The organism is Naasia sp. (assembly GCF_025465545.1).
GTDB lineage: Bacteria > Actinomycetota > Actinomycetes > Actinomycetales > Microbacteriaceae > Naasia.
This window is the reverse complement of sequence record NZ_JAODMK010000038.1, coordinates 31,889-48,915: the sequence shown is the minus strand read 5'-3', so window position 1 is coordinate 48,915 and position 17,027 is coordinate 31,889. Positions and strand designations below refer to the sequence as shown.

The 17,027-nt window shown below is 71.8% G+C and carries 13 protein-coding genes; 11 read left to right on the top strand and 2 right to left on the bottom strand.

Annotated elements, in window-relative coordinates:
- Together JWR33_RS10015 and JWR33_RS10010 are read left to right on the top strand one after the other, a co-directional pair.
- Positions 1 to 3,035, top strand: a 3,035-nt coding sequence (locus tag JWR33_RS10015) for an efflux RND transporter permease subunit (RefSeq protein WP_297411589.1), incomplete at its 5' end; no start/stop codon positions are given.
- Between the two features lie 251 nt (positions 3,036 to 3,286).
- On the top strand, positions 3,287 to 5,398 hold the full coding sequence (locus JWR33_RS10010; RefSeq protein WP_297411588.1) for a DEAD/DEAH box helicase: 2,112 nt from the start codon (positions 3,287 to 3,289) through the stop codon (positions 5,396 to 5,398).
- 48 nt (positions 5,399 to 5,446) lie between these two features.
- Here the strand turns inward: JWR33_RS10010 and JWR33_RS10005 are convergent, their stop codons facing one another.
- Positions 5,447 to 6,316, bottom strand: coding sequence for a DMT family transporter (locus JWR33_RS10005; RefSeq protein ID WP_297411587.1), 870 nt, complete (start codon positions 6,314 to 6,316; stop codon positions 5,447 to 5,449).
- 108 nt (positions 6,317 to 6,424) lie between these two features.
- Between JWR33_RS10005 and recQ the strand changes: the two genes are divergently transcribed.
- From recQ to epsC, 9 genes are all read left to right on the top strand, one after another.
- Entirely contained in the window at positions 6,425 to 8,266 is a 1,842-nt protein-coding gene (gene recQ / locus JWR33_RS10000) for a DNA helicase RecQ (RefSeq protein ID WP_297411586.1), read from the top strand.
- A 114-nt stretch (positions 8,267 to 8,380) separates the two neighbouring features.
- Complete coding sequence (locus JWR33_RS09995; protein ID WP_297411585.1) at positions 8,381 to 9,922, top strand: ATP-dependent DNA ligase; 1,542 nt, start codon at positions 8,381 to 8,383, stop codon at positions 9,920 to 9,922.
- 75 nt (positions 9,923 to 9,997) lie between these two features.
- Complete coding sequence (locus tag JWR33_RS09990) at positions 9,998 to 10,876, top strand: neutral zinc metallopeptidase (protein ID WP_297411583.1); 879 nt, start codon at positions 9,998 to 10,000, stop codon at positions 10,874 to 10,876.
- A gap of 46 nt (positions 10,877 to 10,922) precedes the next feature.
- Positions 10,923 to 11,861 (top strand): cation diffusion facilitator family transporter, encoded by a 939-nt coding sequence (locus JWR33_RS09985; protein ID WP_297411581.1) that lies wholly within the window; start codon positions 10,923 to 10,925, stop codon positions 11,859 to 11,861.
- Between the two features lies 1 nt (position 11,862).
- Complete coding sequence (gene pip / locus JWR33_RS09980) at positions 11,863 to 12,846, top strand: prolyl aminopeptidase (RefSeq protein WP_297411579.1); 984 nt, start codon at positions 11,863 to 11,865, stop codon at positions 12,844 to 12,846.
- Between the two features lie 54 nt (positions 12,847 to 12,900).
- On the top strand, positions 12,901 to 13,842 hold the full coding sequence (locus JWR33_RS09975) for a homocysteine S-methyltransferase family protein (RefSeq protein ID WP_297411577.1): 942 nt from the start codon (positions 12,901 to 12,903) through the stop codon (positions 13,840 to 13,842).
- An 80-nt stretch (positions 13,843 to 13,922) separates the two neighbouring features.
- Positions 13,923 to 14,525 (top strand): DUF308 domain-containing protein, encoded by a 603-nt coding sequence (locus tag JWR33_RS09970; protein WP_297411575.1) that lies wholly within the window; start codon positions 13,923 to 13,925, stop codon positions 14,523 to 14,525.
- Positions 14,526 to 14,540: 15 nt separating this feature from the next.
- Entirely contained in the window at positions 14,541 to 15,476 is a 936-nt protein-coding gene (gene cysK / locus JWR33_RS09965) for a cysteine synthase A (protein WP_297411573.1), read from the top strand.
- A 1-nt stretch (position 15,477) separates the two neighbouring features.
- Complete coding sequence (gene epsC, locus JWR33_RS09960; protein ID WP_297411571.1) at positions 15,478 to 16,008, top strand: serine O-acetyltransferase EpsC; 531 nt, start codon at positions 15,478 to 15,480, stop codon at positions 16,006 to 16,008.
- On the opposite strand, the gene JWR33_RS09955 is transcribed toward epsC, so the two are convergent.
- Positions 15,995 to 16,990 (bottom strand): SDR family oxidoreductase, encoded by a 996-nt coding sequence (locus JWR33_RS09955; protein WP_297411569.1) that lies wholly within the window; start codon positions 16,988 to 16,990, stop codon positions 15,995 to 15,997. The genes epsC and JWR33_RS09955 overlap by 14 nt on opposite strands.
- Positions 16,991 to 17,027 lie beyond the last annotated feature (37 nt).

Sequence of the window (17,027 nt, the reverse complement as noted above, 5' to 3'; positions counted from 1 at the left end):
TCGTTGCGGCCGTCTTCGGGGGCATCGCGCTCACCGCGCTCAAGCAGGAGCTGATCCCGTCGATCTCGTTCCCCCGGCTCGCTGTGGTGACCACCTATCAGGGGGCGTCGCCCGAGGTGGTGAACGGAAGCGTCAGCATCCCCATCGAGCAGGCCATCCAGGGCATCGCGGGACTGGAGTCCACCTCGGCCACCTCCAGCACCGGACGCAGCGTGGTCTCCGCCTCCTTCACCTATGGCACGGACCTGCCCTCCACCGAGAACAAGATCGCTCAGGCCATCAACCGGATCTCCTCCTCGCTGCCCGAGAACCTCGACCCTCAGGTGCTGAGCGGCAGCATCGACGACTTCCCGGTCCTCCAGGTCGCGGTGACCGGCGGGGACGATGTGACGGCGCTCGCGGCCGACCTCCGTCGCGTCGTCGTGCCCCAGCTCGAGGACCTCGACGGCGTGCGCGCCGCGACGGTGTCGGGTGCCCCGGGGCAGCGCATCACGATCACACCGGAACCGGACGAGCTCGCCGCGCGAGGCGTGACGGTCCAGGCTGTCCGGGAGGCGGTGCAGTCGAGCGGGGTGCTCGTGCCCGCCGGCGCCCTCACCCAGGACGGCCAGACCCTGTCGGTCCAGGCGGGGACCCGGCTCGCCTCGGTGAGAGATGTGGCGAGGCTTCCGCTCGTCGGGGCGACGAGGGCGACCACGATCGACGACGTCGCCTCCGTGAAGCTCGAGAACGACCCGATCACCAGCCTGTCCCGGGTGAACGGCGAGCCGGCGCTGACGATCGGCGTCACGAAGCTGCCGGGGGCGAACACGGTCGAGGTGTCGCACGCGGTGCGCGCCGCCCTGCCCGGCCTCGGGGCCGCCGTGGGCGATCCCAAGTTCACGATCGTGTTCGACCAGGCGCCCTTCATCGAGCAGTCGATCGAGTCGCTCGCCACCGAGGGACTCCTCGGCCTCGTCTTCGCCGTGCTCGTGATCCTGGTCTTCCTGCTCTCGGTCCGCGCCACGATCGTCACCGCGATCAGCATCCCCACCTCGGTGCTCATCACCTTCGTGGGGCTGCAGTTCTCCGACTACTCGCTCAACCTGCTGACCCTCGGCGGGCTCACGATCGCGATCGGCCGCGTCGTCGACGACTCGATCGTCGTGCTCGAGAACATCAAGAGGCACCTCTCCTCGCCCGAGGAGGCGGGCCGCAACCGCGTGGACACGATCGCCGGAGCGGTGCGAGAGGTGGCGGGGGCCGTCACCGCGTCGACCCTGACCACGGTGACGGTGTTCCTCCCCATCTCCTTCGTCGAGGGCTCGACCGGCGAGCTGTTCCGGCCGTTCGCCCTCACGGTGACCATCGCCCTGCTCGCGTCGCTGCTGGTCTCGCTCACGATCGTGCCGGTGCTCGCGTACTGGGTGCTGAAGGACGGCCGCCGTGCCCCCAGGGCGGTGGCCGCGGCCGCACCAGCCGGCCCGAGCCGGCTGCAGCGCGCCTACCTGCGGATCCTCCGGGCCACCCTGCTGCGGCCGCTCGTCACGATCCTCGTCGCCGCGCTCGTCTTCGGCGGCTCGCTCGCGCTGCTGCCGCTCATGAAGACGAACTTCCTCGGCTCCAGCGGCCAGAACACGCTGAGCGTCACCCAGCAGTTCGATCCCGGCACGAGCCTCGACGTGGAGGCCGCAGCGGCGTCCCGGGTGGAGGACGAGCTTCAGGCTATCGACGGCGTCGAGACCGTTCAGGCCTCCATCGGCGGAGGCGGCGGGGGCATCGCGGCGGCCTTCCGGGGCGGGGGCGGGAGCGGATCACAGGCGGTGTACTCGATCACCACGGTTGAGGGCTCCGACCAGGACGCCCTCCAGCAGCAGGTGCGCGACCGGCTGGACTCCCTCGGCGGCGCCGCCGGCACCTTCTCGGTGCAGGCCTCCAGCGGCTTCGGGTCCTCGAGCGTCATCGCCATCGACATCACCGCCGGGGGCCAGGGCGACCTCGAGACCGCCGCCCAGGCGATCCTCGACGCCGTGAGCCCGCTGGACGCGGTGGCGGAGGCCAGCAGCAACCTCGCCGCGGCGCAGCCCTACCTCGAGGTCGCGATCGACCGCACGGATGCGGCCGCGGCCGGCTACACCGAGTCGGCGCTCGCCGGCTTCGTGTCCCAGGCGACGCTGCCGGCCACCGTCGGCAGGGTCACCATCGATGACGACCTCTACTCCATCTATCTGGCCGCCGCAGACGCACCGGACACCCGCGAGCAGCTCGCCGCACTCGACGTGCCCACGCCGCTCGGGCCGGTGCGGCTCGACACCCTCGCGAAGGTCGACGTGGTCGAGGGACCGGCGACGGTCACCACCGTCGACAACCTGCGCAGCGCCACGGTGTCGGTCACGCCCGCGACGGATGACCTGACCACCGCGAACGCGGCCGTGCAGCAGGCGCTCAGCAGCGTCGACCTGCCCGGCGGCGCGACCGCCGAGATCGGCGGGGTGAGCGCCGACCAGCGGGACGCCTTCGGCCAGCTCGGCATCGCGCTGCTCGTGGCCATCCTCATCGTCTACATCGTCATGGTCGCGACGTTCCGCTCCCTGCTGCAGCCGCTGCTGCTGCTCGTCTCGGTGCCGTTCGCGGCGACCGGAGCGATCCTGCTCCAGGTGGCGACCGGGATCCCGCTCGGCGTCGCCTCGATCATCGGCGTGCTGATGCTCATCGGCATCGTCGTGACGAACGCCATCGTGCTCATCGATCTGGTGAACCAGTACCGGGAGCGCGGCGCGACCGTGCGGGACGCGCTGCTTCAGGGCGCGTCCCGGCGCCTCCGCCCCATCCTGATGACCGCCCTGGCGACGGTCTTCGCCCTGCTGCCGATGGCCATCGGGCTGACCGGCGGAGGCGGATTCATCTCGCAGCCGCTGGCGCTCGTGGTGATCGGCGGGCTCGCCTCCTCGACCCTGCTGACCCTCATCGTGCTGCCCGTGCTCTACGCGCTGGTCGAGGGCCCCCGCGAGCGTCGCCGCGCGCGCCGGGAGCAGGCGCTCGCCGAGTCCGCGTAGCGCACGGTCTTCGGCGGAGAACAGCCTGGAGAAGGGCCGATTTCGCGGAATAGGTGCGCCCGGATGCCTGTTGGGCCTAATGTAACGAGGTCGGCTCGTGACGAGAGCGCCGGTGTTCCGGCGTAGTGAAGTGTGTGTCACTCGGGGCCGGTCCATCGCCAGCGGATCGCTGGCGATCCTCTCGATCGGCCCGGCCAATGGATGCTCGGGACAGCCCTGCCGCCCTCGCGGCCTCCCCGAATGGAACATCCATGCCCAAGTCCTTCTCTGCCCGCACGCCCGGCGCCGGGTCCTCGGCGCGCTCCGGTGCCAAGGCCGGCAGCCGGAGCCCCAGCCACCGCGGCCACCGCCCCGACGAGTCGCCCTCGAAGGGCCGCTGGAGCGCCGACCGCCGCGCCGACACCCGGGGCCGCGCCGAGAGCACCGACGGCCGCCCCGACTGGACGCCGCCCGAGAACCGCCCCTCCCGCACCCGCGACAGCGGCGCCCCGGCCCGCCGCTTCGGCGCGCCCCGCCAGGACGACCGTCGCGGCTCCACCGAGGGACGCAACGACGGCCGCTCCTTCGGCAACGGTCCCCGCCGCGAGTATCGCGATGCTCCCCGTGACGATCGCGCGCCTCGCGACGACCGTGCGCCCCGCTACGGCCGCGATGACCGCGCCCCCCGCGACGACCGCCGCACTGCCGCACCCCGCTTCGACCGGGACGCCCGTGCCCCTCGCGTCGAGCGTGAGACCCGTGCGCCCCGCCTCGAGCGTGACGACCGTGCGCCCCGGGACGACCGCCGGGCCGCGGCGCCGCGCCTCGCTCGGGACGACCGTGCTCCCCGCTTCGCTCGGGACGACCGTGCTCCCCGCCGGGAGCAGAGCGACCGCGCCCCCCGCTTCGACCGTGACGAGCGAGCCCCTCGGTACGACCGTGCGGACCGCGCCCCGCGCCAGGACAGCGCCCCTCGGTACGAGCGCACGGAGAGCGCCCCGCGCTATGACCGCACCGACCGCGGCCCCCGCGACGACAGGAACGATCGGGCGCCCCGCTCCAATCGCGACGACCGCTCCGCGCGCCACGAGCGCGAGAACAGCGCCGGCCGGTACGACAGCCGCGGCTCGGGGCGTCCCGACCGCTCGATGAACCACGTCGAGGACGTGGTCCTCGACCGTCTCGTGGCGGTCTCCACCGACGCGGTCGACGTCGAGGGGGTCACCTTCGGCGATCTGGGCCTCGGCACCAACATCGTCCGCACTCTGGAGGAGCTGGGCGCCACCGCGCCGTTCCCCATCCAGGCCGCGACCATCCCGGACGTGCTCGCCGGTCGTGACGTGCTCGGCCGCGGGCGAACCGGCTCGGGCAAGACGATCGCCTTCGGCGCGCCCCTCGTGGAGCGCATCCTCAAGGGTGGCAACGGTGGCGTCAAGCGCGCAATGGGCCGCAACCCGCGCGCCCTGATCCTCGCACCGACCCGGGAGCTCGCCCTTCAGATCGACGGCACCATCCAGCCGATCGCCCGCAGCGTCGGGCTCTTCACCACCCAGATCTACGGTGGCGTGCCCCAGGCCCGCCAGGTCGGCGCCCTGCGCCGCGGCGTCGACATCGTGATCGGCACCCCGGGACGCGTCGAGGACCTGCTCGAGCAGGGGCACCTCGACCTCTCCGACATCGAGGTCGTCGTGCTCGACGAGGCCGACCACATGTGCGACCTCGGCTTCCTGGAGCCGGTGCAGCGCATCCTCGGCCGCACCCCGAAGGCCGGCCAGCGCCTGCTGTTCTCCGCCACCCTCGACAGCGGCGTCGCCACCCTCGTCGACGAGTTCCTCGTGAACCCGTCGGTGCACGAGGTCGCCGGCGAGGACCAGGAGTCCTCGACCATCGAGCACCGCGTGCTGCTGATCGACCAGAAGGACAAGATGCGCCTTCTCACCGACCTCGCGGCCGCGTCCGATCGCACCCTCGTGTTCGCCCGCACCCGCGCCTTCGCCGAGCAGCTCGCCGAGGACCTGTCCGACGCCGGCCTGCCCTCCACCAGCCTGCACGGCGACCTCAACCAGGCCAAGCGCACCCGCAACCTGGAGCGGCTCACCAGCGGCCGGGTCAAGGTGCTGGTTGCGACGGATGTGGCCGCGCGCGGCATCCACGTGGACGACATCGGCCTGGTCATCCAGGCCGACGCGCCGGAGGAGTACAAGACCTACCTGCACCGCTCCGGCCGCACCGGCCGGGCGGGCAAGCAGGGCATGGTCGTGACCCTCATCGCCAAGTCCCGCCGCCGCCGGCTCGAGGAGCTCCTCGACCGCGCGGAGATCACCGCCGAAGTGACCTCGATCGCGCTCGGCGGAGACGTTCCCGCGGAGCTCCTGCACCGCTGACTCGGACGCCGAGCAGGGGTCGGTCGCTTCGGCGGCCGGCCCCTTTCGTCACGTCAGCGCGAGGATCGCCGCCGCCACCAGCGCCAGGACGAGTCCGATCGCCTGCACGCGGGCGATCCGCTCGTGCAGCACCAGGGCGGCGAGCGCGATCGTCCCTGCCGGGTAGAGGGCGGTCAGCACCGACACCACCGTCAGGTCGCCGGTCCGCAGTCCCGCGAGCAGCAGGACGTTCGCGATGCCGTCGAGGGAGCCGCAGAGGACCGCGATCCGGATGCCTCCCGCAGCGCGTCCCTCGCTCTGCCCGCCGCGCGCACGCGATCGCAGGACCAGCAGCCCCAGGAGGCTGAACAGCATGAGGGCGTTCACCGCCCGGTTGAACAGCAGGGGGAGAACGCCGGAGTCGTCCGGGGTCGCATCGATCAGCGCCAGGAAGACCCCGATGAGGGAGCCGGCGCCGACCGCCATGAGGATGCCGCGGGCGCTCGCCCGGACGGCCGTCCTCTCCGGGACGAAGGCGACCAGCACGATCGCGACCAGCGCGAGGGCGAGTCCGCCGTAGCCGAGCAGCGAGAGGCGCTCGCCGCGCAGGAGACCCCACAGCATCGGAACGATCGCCGTCATGAGTGCCGTGATGGGCGACAGGACGCTCATCGGGCCGAGCGCGAGGCACGCGTACAGAAGGCAGAGCGCGATGGCACCCGCCACCCCGGAGATCACCCCCAGCAGCACGGCATCCGCCGACCAGTGTCCGCCGAAGACGGGAAACGCGATGAACAGGATCACGAGCCCGGCGAGTGAGCCGACCCCCGCGGTGAGAACGGCCCCGATCCGCCGCGACGCGAGTCCGCCGAAGAAGTCGGCAGCGCCGTAGACGAGGGCGCCGGACACTCCGAACAGCGCGGCGAGGAGGGCCGACATCGGACTCATCCTGGCATGCGCCCCTCCTCGGCGCGTCCATGCCACGGATCGCCCACCGTCCGAGAGCCGACGGGCGTGCCGTCGGGGGAGCCGATTAGCATGGCCCGCATGCCTTCGATCGAACTCGTGCGGGACCCGCTCGAGATCCTCAACTCGGTCTTCGGCTACGACGCGTTCCGCGGCGACCAGGCTGCCATCGTGGAGCACGTCACCGGCGGCGGCGATGCCGTCGTGCTGATGCCGACCGGCGGGGGCAAGTCCCTCTGCTACCAGATCCCCGCCCTCGCCAGGCCGGGCGTGGGAGTGGTCGTCTCGCCGCTGATCGCGCTCATGCAGGACCAGGTGGAGGCGCTCCGCTCGGTCGGGGCGCGCGCCGAGTTCCTCAACTCCACCCAGGACTCGGCGGAGCGCTCGCGCGTCGAGTCGGCGCTCGCCGACGGAGACGTCGACCTGCTCTATGTGGCACCGGAGCGGCTGGCGCTCGAGTCCACCCGGCGCATGCTCGATGCGGTGCACGCTCGGCACTCCCTGTCGGTGCTCGCGATCGACGAGGCGCACTGTGTGGCCCAGTGGGGCCACGACTTCCGGCCCGACTACCTCACCCTCGGCGACCTGGGCGAGCGCTGGCCCGGCGTTCCCCGCATGGCGCTCACCGCGACGGCCACCGAGGCGACCCACAAGGAGCTCACCGGACGCCTGCAGCTGGAGAACGCCGCGCATTTCGTCTCGAGCTTCGACCGCCCCAACATCCAGTACCGCATCGTGCCCAAGGCGGAGCCGCGCAAGCAGCTGCTCGACTTCCTCCGGGCCGAGCACCCGGGCGACGCCGGCATCGTCTATGCGCTCTCCCGGGCGAGCGTGGAGCAGACTGCGGCCTTCCTCGCCGGCTCCGGCATCTCGGCCCTGCCGTATCACGCCGGTCTCGACGCCCGGGTCCGGGCCAAGAACCAGCAGCGCTTCCTCCGCGAGGACGGCATCGTGATGGTCGCCACCATCGCCTTCGGCATGGGCATCGACAAGCCGGATGTGCGATTCGTGGCCCACATCGACCTGCCCAAGTCGGTGGAGGGGTACTACCAGGAGACCGGGCGTGCGGGGCGCGACGGCCTGCCGGCCACCGCGTGGCTCGCCTACGGACTGCAGGACGTCGTCCAGCAGCGCCGCATGATCGACTCCTCCGAGGGCGACGCGGCACATCGCCGGCGCCTGCAGGCCAACCTCGACGCCATGCTCGCGCTCTGCGAGACCGTCGGGTGCCGCCGCTCCCGGCTCCTCGCCTACTTCGGGCAGGAGGGGGCCGAGGCGTGCGGCAACTGCGACACCTGCATCCTCAAGCCCGAGACCTGGGACGGCACGGTCGCCGCCCAGAAGCTGCTCTCCACCGTGGTCCGGCTGTCCCGCGAGCGGGGCCAGCGGTTCGGCGGCGGTCAGATCATCGACATCCTCCGCGGCAAGGAGACGCCGCGCACCAAGCAGCACGGTCACGAGAACCTGGCGACCTGGGGGATCGGCGCCGATCTCGCCGAGCAGCAGTGGCGCGGCGTGCTGCGCCAGCTCCTCGCCCAGAACCTCATCGGGGTCACCGAGGACGGCTACGGCACCCTCGTGCTGTCGCCGGACAGCCCCAGCGTGCTCACCGGTGGGCGCACCGTCGAGCTGCGCAAGGACCCGGAGCGCGCCGTGCGGTCCAGGTCCAGCGCTCGCTCGGCCGCGCCCGATCTTCCGGCCGACGCCCTCCCGCTGTTCGAGCGGCTGCGCCAGTGGCGGGCCGGCGAGGCGAAGGAGCAGGGCGTGCCCGCCTACGTCGTGTTCAACGACTCGACGCTGCGCGAACTCGCCACCTCCCGTCCCGCGGACCTCGGCGCGCTCGCGGGCATCACCGGAGTGGGCCAGGCCAAGCTCGAGCGCTACGGCGACGCCCTCCTCGAGGTGCTCGCGTCCCCGGAGTGAGACGCCGGCAGGCGGGGGCATAGGCAGCACCTCGCATCTTCCGACTGCGCGCCTCGTGCTCCGACAGGGAGGTCGATGTCGTGCGCCCGGATCTGCGTCGGCAGGATGGGGAACATGATGCTCGCCGATGTCGCCGCGACCTCCTCTGCGCTCGCCGCCACGAGCTCGCGGATCGCGAAGCGGCGCCTGCTCGCGGACCTGCTCCTGCGGACGGCGCCCCAGGAGATCCCCGTCGTCGCGCGCTACCTCGCCGGCGAGCTGCGCCAGCGCCGCACCGGTCTCGGCTGGCGGTCGCTCTCCGGCCTGCCGGGCCCCGCCGCCCGGCCGTCGCTCGAGGTGCTCGCCGTCGACGCCGCCTTCGAGCGGATCGCGGCCCTCGCCGGGCCCGGTTCGGCCGCCGCCCGTTCCGCGGGCGCCGCGGAGCTGTTCGGAGCGGCGACGGCCGAGGAGCAGAAGCTCCTCCGCGGCCTCATCGCCGGCGAGGTGCGCCAAGGAGCCCTCGACTCGCTGCTCCTCGACGCGGTGGCAGAGGCGGTGGGAGTGCCCGCGGCCGCAGTCCGCCGCGCGGCGATGCTGGCCGGGTCGACGGAGCCGGTCGCTACGGCCGCCCTCGCCGCCGGGTCCCCCGACGCGGCCCGCACCGCCCTGGAGGGGTTCCGGCTCACGGTGGGACGGCCCGTCCGCCCGATGCTCGCCGCCTCGGCGCCCGACATCGCCACGGCCCTCGCCGGTTTCGCCGGCCGGGAGGTCGTCGTCGACGCCAAACTCGACGGCATCCGCATCCAGGTGCACCGGTCCGGCGACGACGTGCGCGTCTACACCCGCAGTCTCGACGACATCACCGAGCGGGTCCCGGAGCTCGTCTCGATCGTGCTGCGGATGCCCATGCAGTCCGCGGTTCTCGACGGCGAGGCGATCGCGCTGGACGAGACGGGAAGGCCGCGCCCCTTCCAGGAGACCGCGGCGCGGAGCGCGACGAGCGACATCGAGGCGGCCGCTGCCGTCACCCTCACCCCCTTCTTCTTCGACGTTCTGCACGTGGACGGCCGCGACCTCCTCGAGGCCCCACTCGCCGTGCGCCTCGCCGTGCTCGACCGGATCGCTGCCGGTCAGGTGGTCGAGCGCGTCGTGACCGCCGACGCCCGCGTCGCTCAGGACGCCTTCACCCACTGGGTCGCCGCCGGGCAGGAGGGTGTGGTGGTCAAGGATGCCGCAGCCGGCTACGAGGCGGGCCGCCGAGGCGCCGTCTGGGTCAAGGTCAAGCCGAGGCACACCCTCGACCTCGTGGTGCTCGCCGTGGAGCGCGGTTCAGGCCGGCGCCGCGGGCTCCTCTCCAACATCTCCGTCGGTGCGCGGGACGGCAGCGGCGGCTTCGTCATGCTCGGCAAGACGTTCAAGGGGCTGACGGACGAGATGCTCGCCTGGCAGACGACCCGGTTCCGCGAACTGGCGGAGGAGGACGACGGGTGGACCGTGCGGCTGCGCCCTGAACAGGTCGTCGAGATCGCGTTCGACGGCCTGCAGCGCTCGAGCCGCTATCCCGGCGGGTTGGCCCTCCGGTTCGCCCGGGTCCTCCGCTACCGGAACGACAAGTCCGCGGCCGAGGCGGACACCATCCAGACGGTCCGCGCTCTCGGCGCACCCCCGGACGGGTGAACGGCCTCTGGCAGGGACAGGCGAGCATCCGTCAACCCTCGGGTGCGTGTTCGATGCGCCGGTACGGTCGAACGCATGACGTTCAACGACAACGCCAGGCTGGACCCGAGCAAGGTCAAGCGCCGCAGGCGGACCGCGACAGGCATCGGCGTCGGCGGCGGACTCGGTGCGATCGCCCTCGTCGTCATCTCCCAGCTGGTCGGCATCGACCTCACCGGCCTTGCGCCGCTGCTCGGCGGAGGGTCGGGGACATCCCAGCAGGATCCGGGGACCTCACCGGAGGAGTGCCGAACCGGAAGCGACGCGAACGCCAACGTCGAGTGCCTCGTCGTGGGCGCCGCGACCTCGCTCGACGACTACTGGGCCGGGGCCGCCGCAACGGTCGGGGCGGACAACTACACCACCCCCGGCGTGTACACCTTCGACGGCTCCACGGACACCGGCTGCGGCGCCGCCACCGCGGCGGTCGGGCCGTTCTACTGCCCGCCCGACACCTCCATCTATCTCGACACCGCCTTCTACGACGACCTGCGCAGCAAGTACGGCTCCTCCGGCGGTCCGCTCGCCGAGCTGTACGTCGTCGCGCACGAGTGGGGGCATCACATCCAGAGCCTCACCGGGGTGCTGGAGCGGTCCCAGGACGGCGACACCGGCCCCACCTCCAACGGGGTGCGGGTGGAGCTGCAGGCCGACTGCTACGCGGGAGCCTGGGCGTCCGCGGCGGCGGGCACCAAGGACGTCAACGGCAACCCGCTGCTCGAGCAGATCACCGACGCTCAGCTGACCGATGCCCTCAGCGCCGCAGCGGCGGTCGGCGACGACCGCATCCAGGGCACCACCGCCAACTCCGAGAGCTGGACCCACGGCTCGAGCGAGAAGCGCCAGAAGTGGTTCACCGCGGGGTACAACGGCGGCCCGACCGCGTGCGACACCTTCGCCCCGGCCACGCCCTGATGCCGGCGCCGAGCGAAGCGGCCCTGCCGCACGGGAGAATGGCCTCATGAGCACCTCCGGTGGAAACCGCGCGATCATGGCCGCCCTCGGCGCGAACCTCGGCATCGCGGCGACCAAGTTCGTCGCCGCCTTCTTCTCGGGTTCCGCCTCGATGCTGGCCGAAGGAGTGCACTCCCTCGCCGACTCGATCAACCAGCTGCTTCTCCTCGTGGGCGGCCGTCGATCGCGGCGGGCCGCCACTGCGGAGCATCCGTTCGGCTACGGCCGCAGCCGCTACGTCTACGCGTTCATCGTGGCGATCATCCTGTTCTCGGTCGGCGGCGTCTTCTCGCTCTACGAGGGCGTCGACAAGATCGGCCACCCGCACCCGCTGGAGAATGTCTGGCTGCCCGCGCTCGTGCTGGTGATCGCGATCGTGCTCGAGTCGTTCTCGCTCCGGACGGCCGTGCACGAGGCGAATCCGCTCCGGAACGGCCAGTCCTGGGTGCAGTTCGTCCGCAGAGCGAAAGCGCCCGAGCTGCCGGTGGTGCTGCTCGAAGACCTGGCCGCCCTCGTCGGGCTCGTGCTCGCGCTGCTCGGCGTCAGCCTCTCCTGGCTGACCGGCGACGTGATCTGGGACGGCATCGGAACGGTGTGCATCGGCGTGCTGCTCATCGCGGTCGCCGTGATCCTCGGAATGGAGATGAGCAGCCTGCTCGTGGGCGAGGGGGCGACGCGTGCCGATCTCGCCAAGATCACCGCCGCCATCGCCGCGGGGCCCGAGGTGGACTCGATCATCCATGCGAAGACCCTCTACCTGGGCCCCGACGAGCTGCTCGTCGCCGCCAAGGTGGCGATGGCACCCACGGTGCCGCTGGCCGATGTCTCGCAGCGCATCGACGCCATCGAGGCCCGGGTGCGAGCCGCGGTGCCGGTCGCACGGGTCATCTACCTCGAGCCGGCCGTGCTCGACCCGTCGCTGCGCGATGCGGCCGTCAGCGCCTGAGATGCGCGCCCTCTACCCGGCGCTCGAGCCGTACGACTCCGGGCTCCTCGACGTCGGGGACGGTCAGCGGATCTACTGGGAGACCTCCGGCAACCCCGAGGGCAAGCCCGCCGTGTTCCTGCACGGCGGGCCGGGCGGAGGCACCAGCCCCGATCACCGCCGCCTCTTCGACCCCGAGCGGTACCGCATCGTCCTGCTCGACCAGCGCGGCTGCGGGCGCAGCCTCCCGCACGCGAGCGACCCGGCCGCCGACCTCGCCACCAACACCACCTGGCATCTCGTCGGCGACATCGAGCGGGTGCGCGAGGTCCTCGGCATCGACCGCTGGCTCGTGCTCGGCGGCTCGTGGGGCAGCACGCTCGCCCTCGCCTACGCGGAGACGCATCCCGACCGGGTCACCGAGCTCGTCCTGCGGGGCATCTTCACGCTCCGCAAGGCGGAGCTCGACTGGTTCTACGAGGGGGGCGCAGCAGCGCTGTTCCCCGACCTGTGGCAGGGATTCCTGGAGCCGGTTCCCGAGGAGCGGCGCGACGCCATGATCTCGGCCTACTCCGGCCTTCTCGCCGACGAGGACCCGCTCGTGCATGGACCTGCGGCGGTCGCCTGGGCGACCTGGGAGGCATCCACCATCACCCTCCTGCCGAGGCCGGACGTGGTCGCGCAGTTCGCCGAACCGCGCTACGCGCTGGCCTTCGCGCGCATCGAGAACCACTACTTCGCGAACCGGGGCTGGTTCGAGGAGGGACAGCTGATCCGCGACGCGACGCGCCTGCGGCACATTCCGGGGGTCATCGTGCAGGGCCGGTACGACGTGTGCACCCCGCCCATGACGGCGTGGGACCTGTCCATCGCCTGGCCCGAGGCCGAGCTGCGGATGATCCCGGACGCCGGCCACGCCTACGACGAGCCGGGCATCCTCGACGCCCTGATCGACGCCACCGACCGATTCGCCCGCCGGCGGCCGGAACAGCCGGTTGTCGGATAGCGCGAGCCGGGCATAGCCTGACCGCGACCGGCGCGTTGCGCCACGAGGGAAGCAATGGCGAGATACCGCAGTGCCCCGCCGATCGGCGGCGCGTTCCGCCCGGTGCTCACCGATGGTGGCCTGGAGACGACCCTGATCTTCGGTGACGGCATCGACCTGCCGCATTTCGCCGCATGCGAGCTGCTGCGCAGCGAAGCGGGCCGCATCCGGCTCGCCTCGTACTACGACGGGTTCGCGTCGCTCGCAGCGGAGGCCGGCGCCGGCTTCCTGCTCGACACCGCGACGTGGCGGGCGAACCCCGACTGGACCAGCCTCCTCGGCTACTCGCGTGCGGAGTTCGAGGAGGTCAATGCCGCCGCGATCGCGCTCGCGGTCGGGGTGCGCGACCGGCACGACTCCGCAGAGAGCCCGGTGCTGATCGCGGGGGTCATCGGCCCCCGAGGCGACGGGTATCGGGCGGATGAGCGGCAGGGGATCGAGCAGGCCAGGGAGTACTCGGCGGCTCAGACCCGGGTGTTCGCGGCAGGCGAGGTCGATCTGATCGAGGCACTCACCCTCAACTATCCGGAGGAGGCGGCGGGAGTCGCGCTCGCCGCCCGTGACGCCGGCATGCCGATCCTCGTCTCCTTCACCGTGGAGACCGACGGCCGGCTCGCCTCCGGCGACTCGCTCCGCGAAGGGATCGAGTTCGTCGATGCTGCGACCGGCGGATATCCGCTCGGCTACCTCGTCAACTGCTCGCATCCTGAGCACCTGCCCGAAGACCTCATCGAGGGCGAGGCGTGGGCAGCGCGCGTCGTCGGCTGCCGGCCCAACGCGTCGAGGCGCAGTCATGCGGAGCTCGACGAGGCGCCGGATCTGGACTCCGGCGACCCGGACGAGCTGGCAGCAGAGCTGGCCCAGCTGCGGGCGGTCCTGCCCAGTCTCACCGTGCTGGGCGGCTGCTGCGGCACCGACAGCCGACACATCGCCGCGATCGCGCGCGCCTGCCTCTGATCGGAAGATCGCGGCTTCCGCCCTGCTCCTGACAGACTGAGGGGGCACGTGTTCGACGCCCCCGCGAGGAAAGGTCTCCGATGACCGAACCGCTCTACACCCCGGCATCCGAGCCGACCCCGCCCACCGGGCCGGGTACCGCCCCCTTCCTCGCTCGCGTGCACCGTTCGCAGACCATCGCGGTCGCCGCCATCGGGGTGCTGCTGGGCGTCATCGGACTCGTCCTCCCCGGCCCCACGCTCTACACGGTCGCCATCCTCTTCGGCAGCTTCCTCGTCGCGACAGGCATCTTCCGGATCGTGACCGCGATCATCGCCGACGGCTACAGCGCACCCATGCGCTGGGTCAGCGGCACCCTCGGCGTCTTCGTCGTCATCGCCGGGATCCTCGCCCTCTCCGACCCGTTCCAGGCCCTCGTCGTGCTCGCCATCGTGATCGGCATCGGCTGGATCGCGGACGGCCTCGTCGACCTGATCGCAGGGGTCCGGAACGCGATCAAGCCCCGCTGGTTCGGCTACGTCAGCGGTATCGTCTCCATCGCAGCAGGCGTCGCGATGTTCGTGCTCCCCGCAGCGGGGCTCGGCCCCCTCGTCACCATCGGCGCCATCCTGCTGATCGCCGTCAGCATCACGACGCTGCTGATGATCCCCCGCACCGCTCCCCGTACCCGCACGACGGCCTGAGAGGCAAAGATTCCCATGGCGCGCATCCTTTCGTCCATCACGGAGGCGTTCGGCTCCACCCCACTGGTGCGGCTCAACCGCGTGACCGACGGGGCGGAGGCCACCGTGCTCGCCAAGCTCGAGTTCTACGGCCCCTCGGCCAGCGTGAAGGACCGGATCGGCGTCGCCATCGTGGACGCCGCCGAGAAGTCCGGCGAGCTGAAGCCGGGCGGCACCATCGTCGAGGGCACCAGCGGCAACACCGGCATCGCACTGGCCATGGTCGGCGCCGCCCGGGGCTACCAGGTGATCCTCACGATGCCGGAGACCATGAGCACCGAGCGCCGCATGCTGCTCAAGGCATACGGTGCCGAGCTCGTGCTCACCCCCGGCTCCGAGGGCATGAAGGGCGCCGTGGCACGGGCCGAGGAGATCGTGGCGAACACGCCGGGAGCCGTGCGAGCACGCCAGTTCGAGAACGAGGCGAACCCCGCCATCCACCGCAGCACCACCGGGCCGGAGATCTGGGACGACACCGACGGCGCCGTCGACGTGTTCGTGTCCGGCATCGGCACCGGAGGCACGATCACCGGCGCCGGCGGCTACCTCAAGGAGCAGAAGCCGGGCCTGACCGTCGTCGCCGTGGAGCCGAAGGAGTCGCCGATCCTCAACGGCGGGCAGCCGGGTCCGCACAAGATCCAGGGGATCGGCGCCAACTTCGTGCCCGAGATCCTCGACCGCGCGGTCTACGACGAGGTGATCGACGTGGACATCGCCGAGTCGGTCGCCATGGCACGCCGCCTCGCCGCCGAGGAGGGCATCCTCGCGGGCATCTCCTCGGGCGCCACCGTGCATGCCGCGGTGCAGCTCGCCAAGCGGCCCGAGAACGCCGGAAAGACCATCGTCGTGATCGTCGCGAGCTTCGGTGAGCGGTACCTCTCGACGGTGCTGTACCAGGACCTCGTCGACTGACTTGGGCGTTCGCGAGGACATCTCCTGTGCCCTTCGCCGCGACCCGGCTGCGCGCAGCCGCCTCGAGGTCGGGCTCACCTATCCGGGGCTGCACGCCATCTGGGCCTATCGGCTGACCTCACGGCTCTGGCGGCGGAACCTGCGGCTTCCCGCCCGCATGCTCTCGCAGTTCGCCCGCTTCCTCACCGGCGTGGAGATCCACCCCGGCGCCCGGATCGGGCGGCGCCTCTTCATCGATCACGGCATGGGGGTCGTCATCGGTGAGACCGCCGAGATCGGCGACGACGTCACGCTGTACCACGGGGTCACCCTCGGCGGCACGACGCTGCGGCACGTGAAGCGCCATCCCACCGTGGGCGACCGGGTGATCATCGGCGCGGGGGCGACCCTGCTCGGCGCGATCACCATCGGAGACGACTGCCTGGTCGGTGCGGGAGCCGTCGTGCTCCACGACGCGCCAGCGGGATCGCTTCTCGTCGGGGTCCCCGCGGTGCCGCGACCCCTGCCCGCCGCCCGCCCTACGACCGCTTAGCGCCGCGGCGCCCCAGCGCGCGCCAGGCGAGCGCTCCGCCGCCCGCGAGCAGCAGCGGACCGACGACGACCCGTCGGGCGGTGCGGCTGGCACCGTGCCAGCCCCCGGAGACGGTGGCGTCCGCCGGGTCCGCAGCCGGCTCGTAGATCGTGCCAGGGTTGGCGGCGACGGGCTCCGTGCGGGACAGGTGCGTCCTCTCCACCTGCACCGCCATCTGCGCCTCGAGGGGCCCCGGTGCGGCCCGGTGCTGCTTCACCATCGTCTTGCCCAGCGCGCCCACGGTCACCTCGTCCTTCGGGTCCTTCACGAGGTCCACGATGGCCTTCGCCACGAGCTCCGCGGGATAGACGGGAGGCATCGCCACCACCTTGCGGCCGGTGTAGTTGGCGGAGTGCTGGAAGAAGCGGGTGTCGATCGTGGCCGGCAGCACTGTCGAGACCTTGATCCTCTTCTGCTTGGCGAGCCACAGCTCGGAGCGCAGGCTGACTCCGAGAGCGCGCACCGCCGCCTTGGACATGCCGTACGCCGCGGTGTACGGCTGCGGGATCTCGCCCACGATGGACGCCACATTGATGAGCGATCCGCGACCCTCCTTCGTCATCTCCAGCAGCGCTGCCCTCGCCCCGTAGACGTAGCCGAGGATGTTCACGTCGAGCACCCGCCGGAGGTCGTCGAGCGGCATCTCGAGGAACGGTGAGTACACCGAGATCGCGGCGTTGTTCACCCACACGTCGATCCGGCCGAACTTGCGGATCGCGGCATCGGCGAGAGCCTGCACGGCCGCCGCGTCCGAGACATCCGTCGGCACGGCGAGTGCCGACCCGCCGAGCTCCTGGCACCGCACCGCGAGCTCCTGCAAAGCGGTCTCGCGCCGGCTCGCGAGGACGACGGATGCGCCCTTCTTCGCGAAGCGCAGGGCCGTGGCCCGTCCGATGCCGCTCGAGGCTCCCGTGATCACGACGACGCTGCTCTTGACCGACATGGTTCCTCCTGGAGATCCGCACATGTTTCCTCCACGC

Excerpts from the sequence above, each read along its gene's own strand:
- JWR33_RS10010 (WP_297411588.1), top strand. The coding sequence starts at position 3,287 with ATGCCCAAGTCCTTCTCTGCCCGCACGCCCGGCGCCGGGTCCTCGGCG.
- JWR33_RS10005 (WP_297411587.1), bottom strand. The coding sequence starts at position 6,316 with ATGTCGGCCCTCCTCGCCGCGCTGTTCGGAGTGTCCGGCGCCCTCGTC.
- recQ (WP_297411586.1), top strand. The coding sequence starts at position 6,425 with ATGCCTTCGATCGAACTCGTGCGGGACCCGCTCGAGATCCTCAACTCG.
- JWR33_RS09995 (WP_297411585.1), top strand. The coding sequence starts at position 8,381 with ATGATGCTCGCCGATGTCGCCGCGACCTCCTCTGCGCTCGCCGCCACG.
- JWR33_RS09990 (WP_297411583.1), top strand. The coding sequence starts at position 9,998 with ATGACGTTCAACGACAACGCCAGGCTGGACCCGAGCAAGGTCAAGCGC.
- JWR33_RS09985 (WP_297411581.1), top strand. The coding sequence starts at position 10,923 with ATGAGCACCTCCGGTGGAAACCGCGCGATCATGGCCGCCCTCGGCGCG.
- pip (WP_297411579.1), top strand. The coding sequence starts at position 11,863 with ATGCGCGCCCTCTACCCGGCGCTCGAGCCGTACGACTCCGGGCTCCTC.
- JWR33_RS09975 (WP_297411577.1), top strand. The coding sequence starts at position 12,901 with ATGGCGAGATACCGCAGTGCCCCGCCGATCGGCGGCGCGTTCCGCCCG.
- JWR33_RS09970 (WP_297411575.1), top strand. The coding sequence starts at position 13,923 with ATGACCGAACCGCTCTACACCCCGGCATCCGAGCCGACCCCGCCCACC.
- cysK (WP_297411573.1), top strand. The coding sequence starts at position 14,541 with ATGGCGCGCATCCTTTCGTCCATCACGGAGGCGTTCGGCTCCACCCCA.
- JWR33_RS09955 (WP_297411569.1), bottom strand. The coding sequence starts at position 16,990 with ATGTCGGTCAAGAGCAGCGTCGTCGTGATCACGGGAGCCTCGAGCGGC.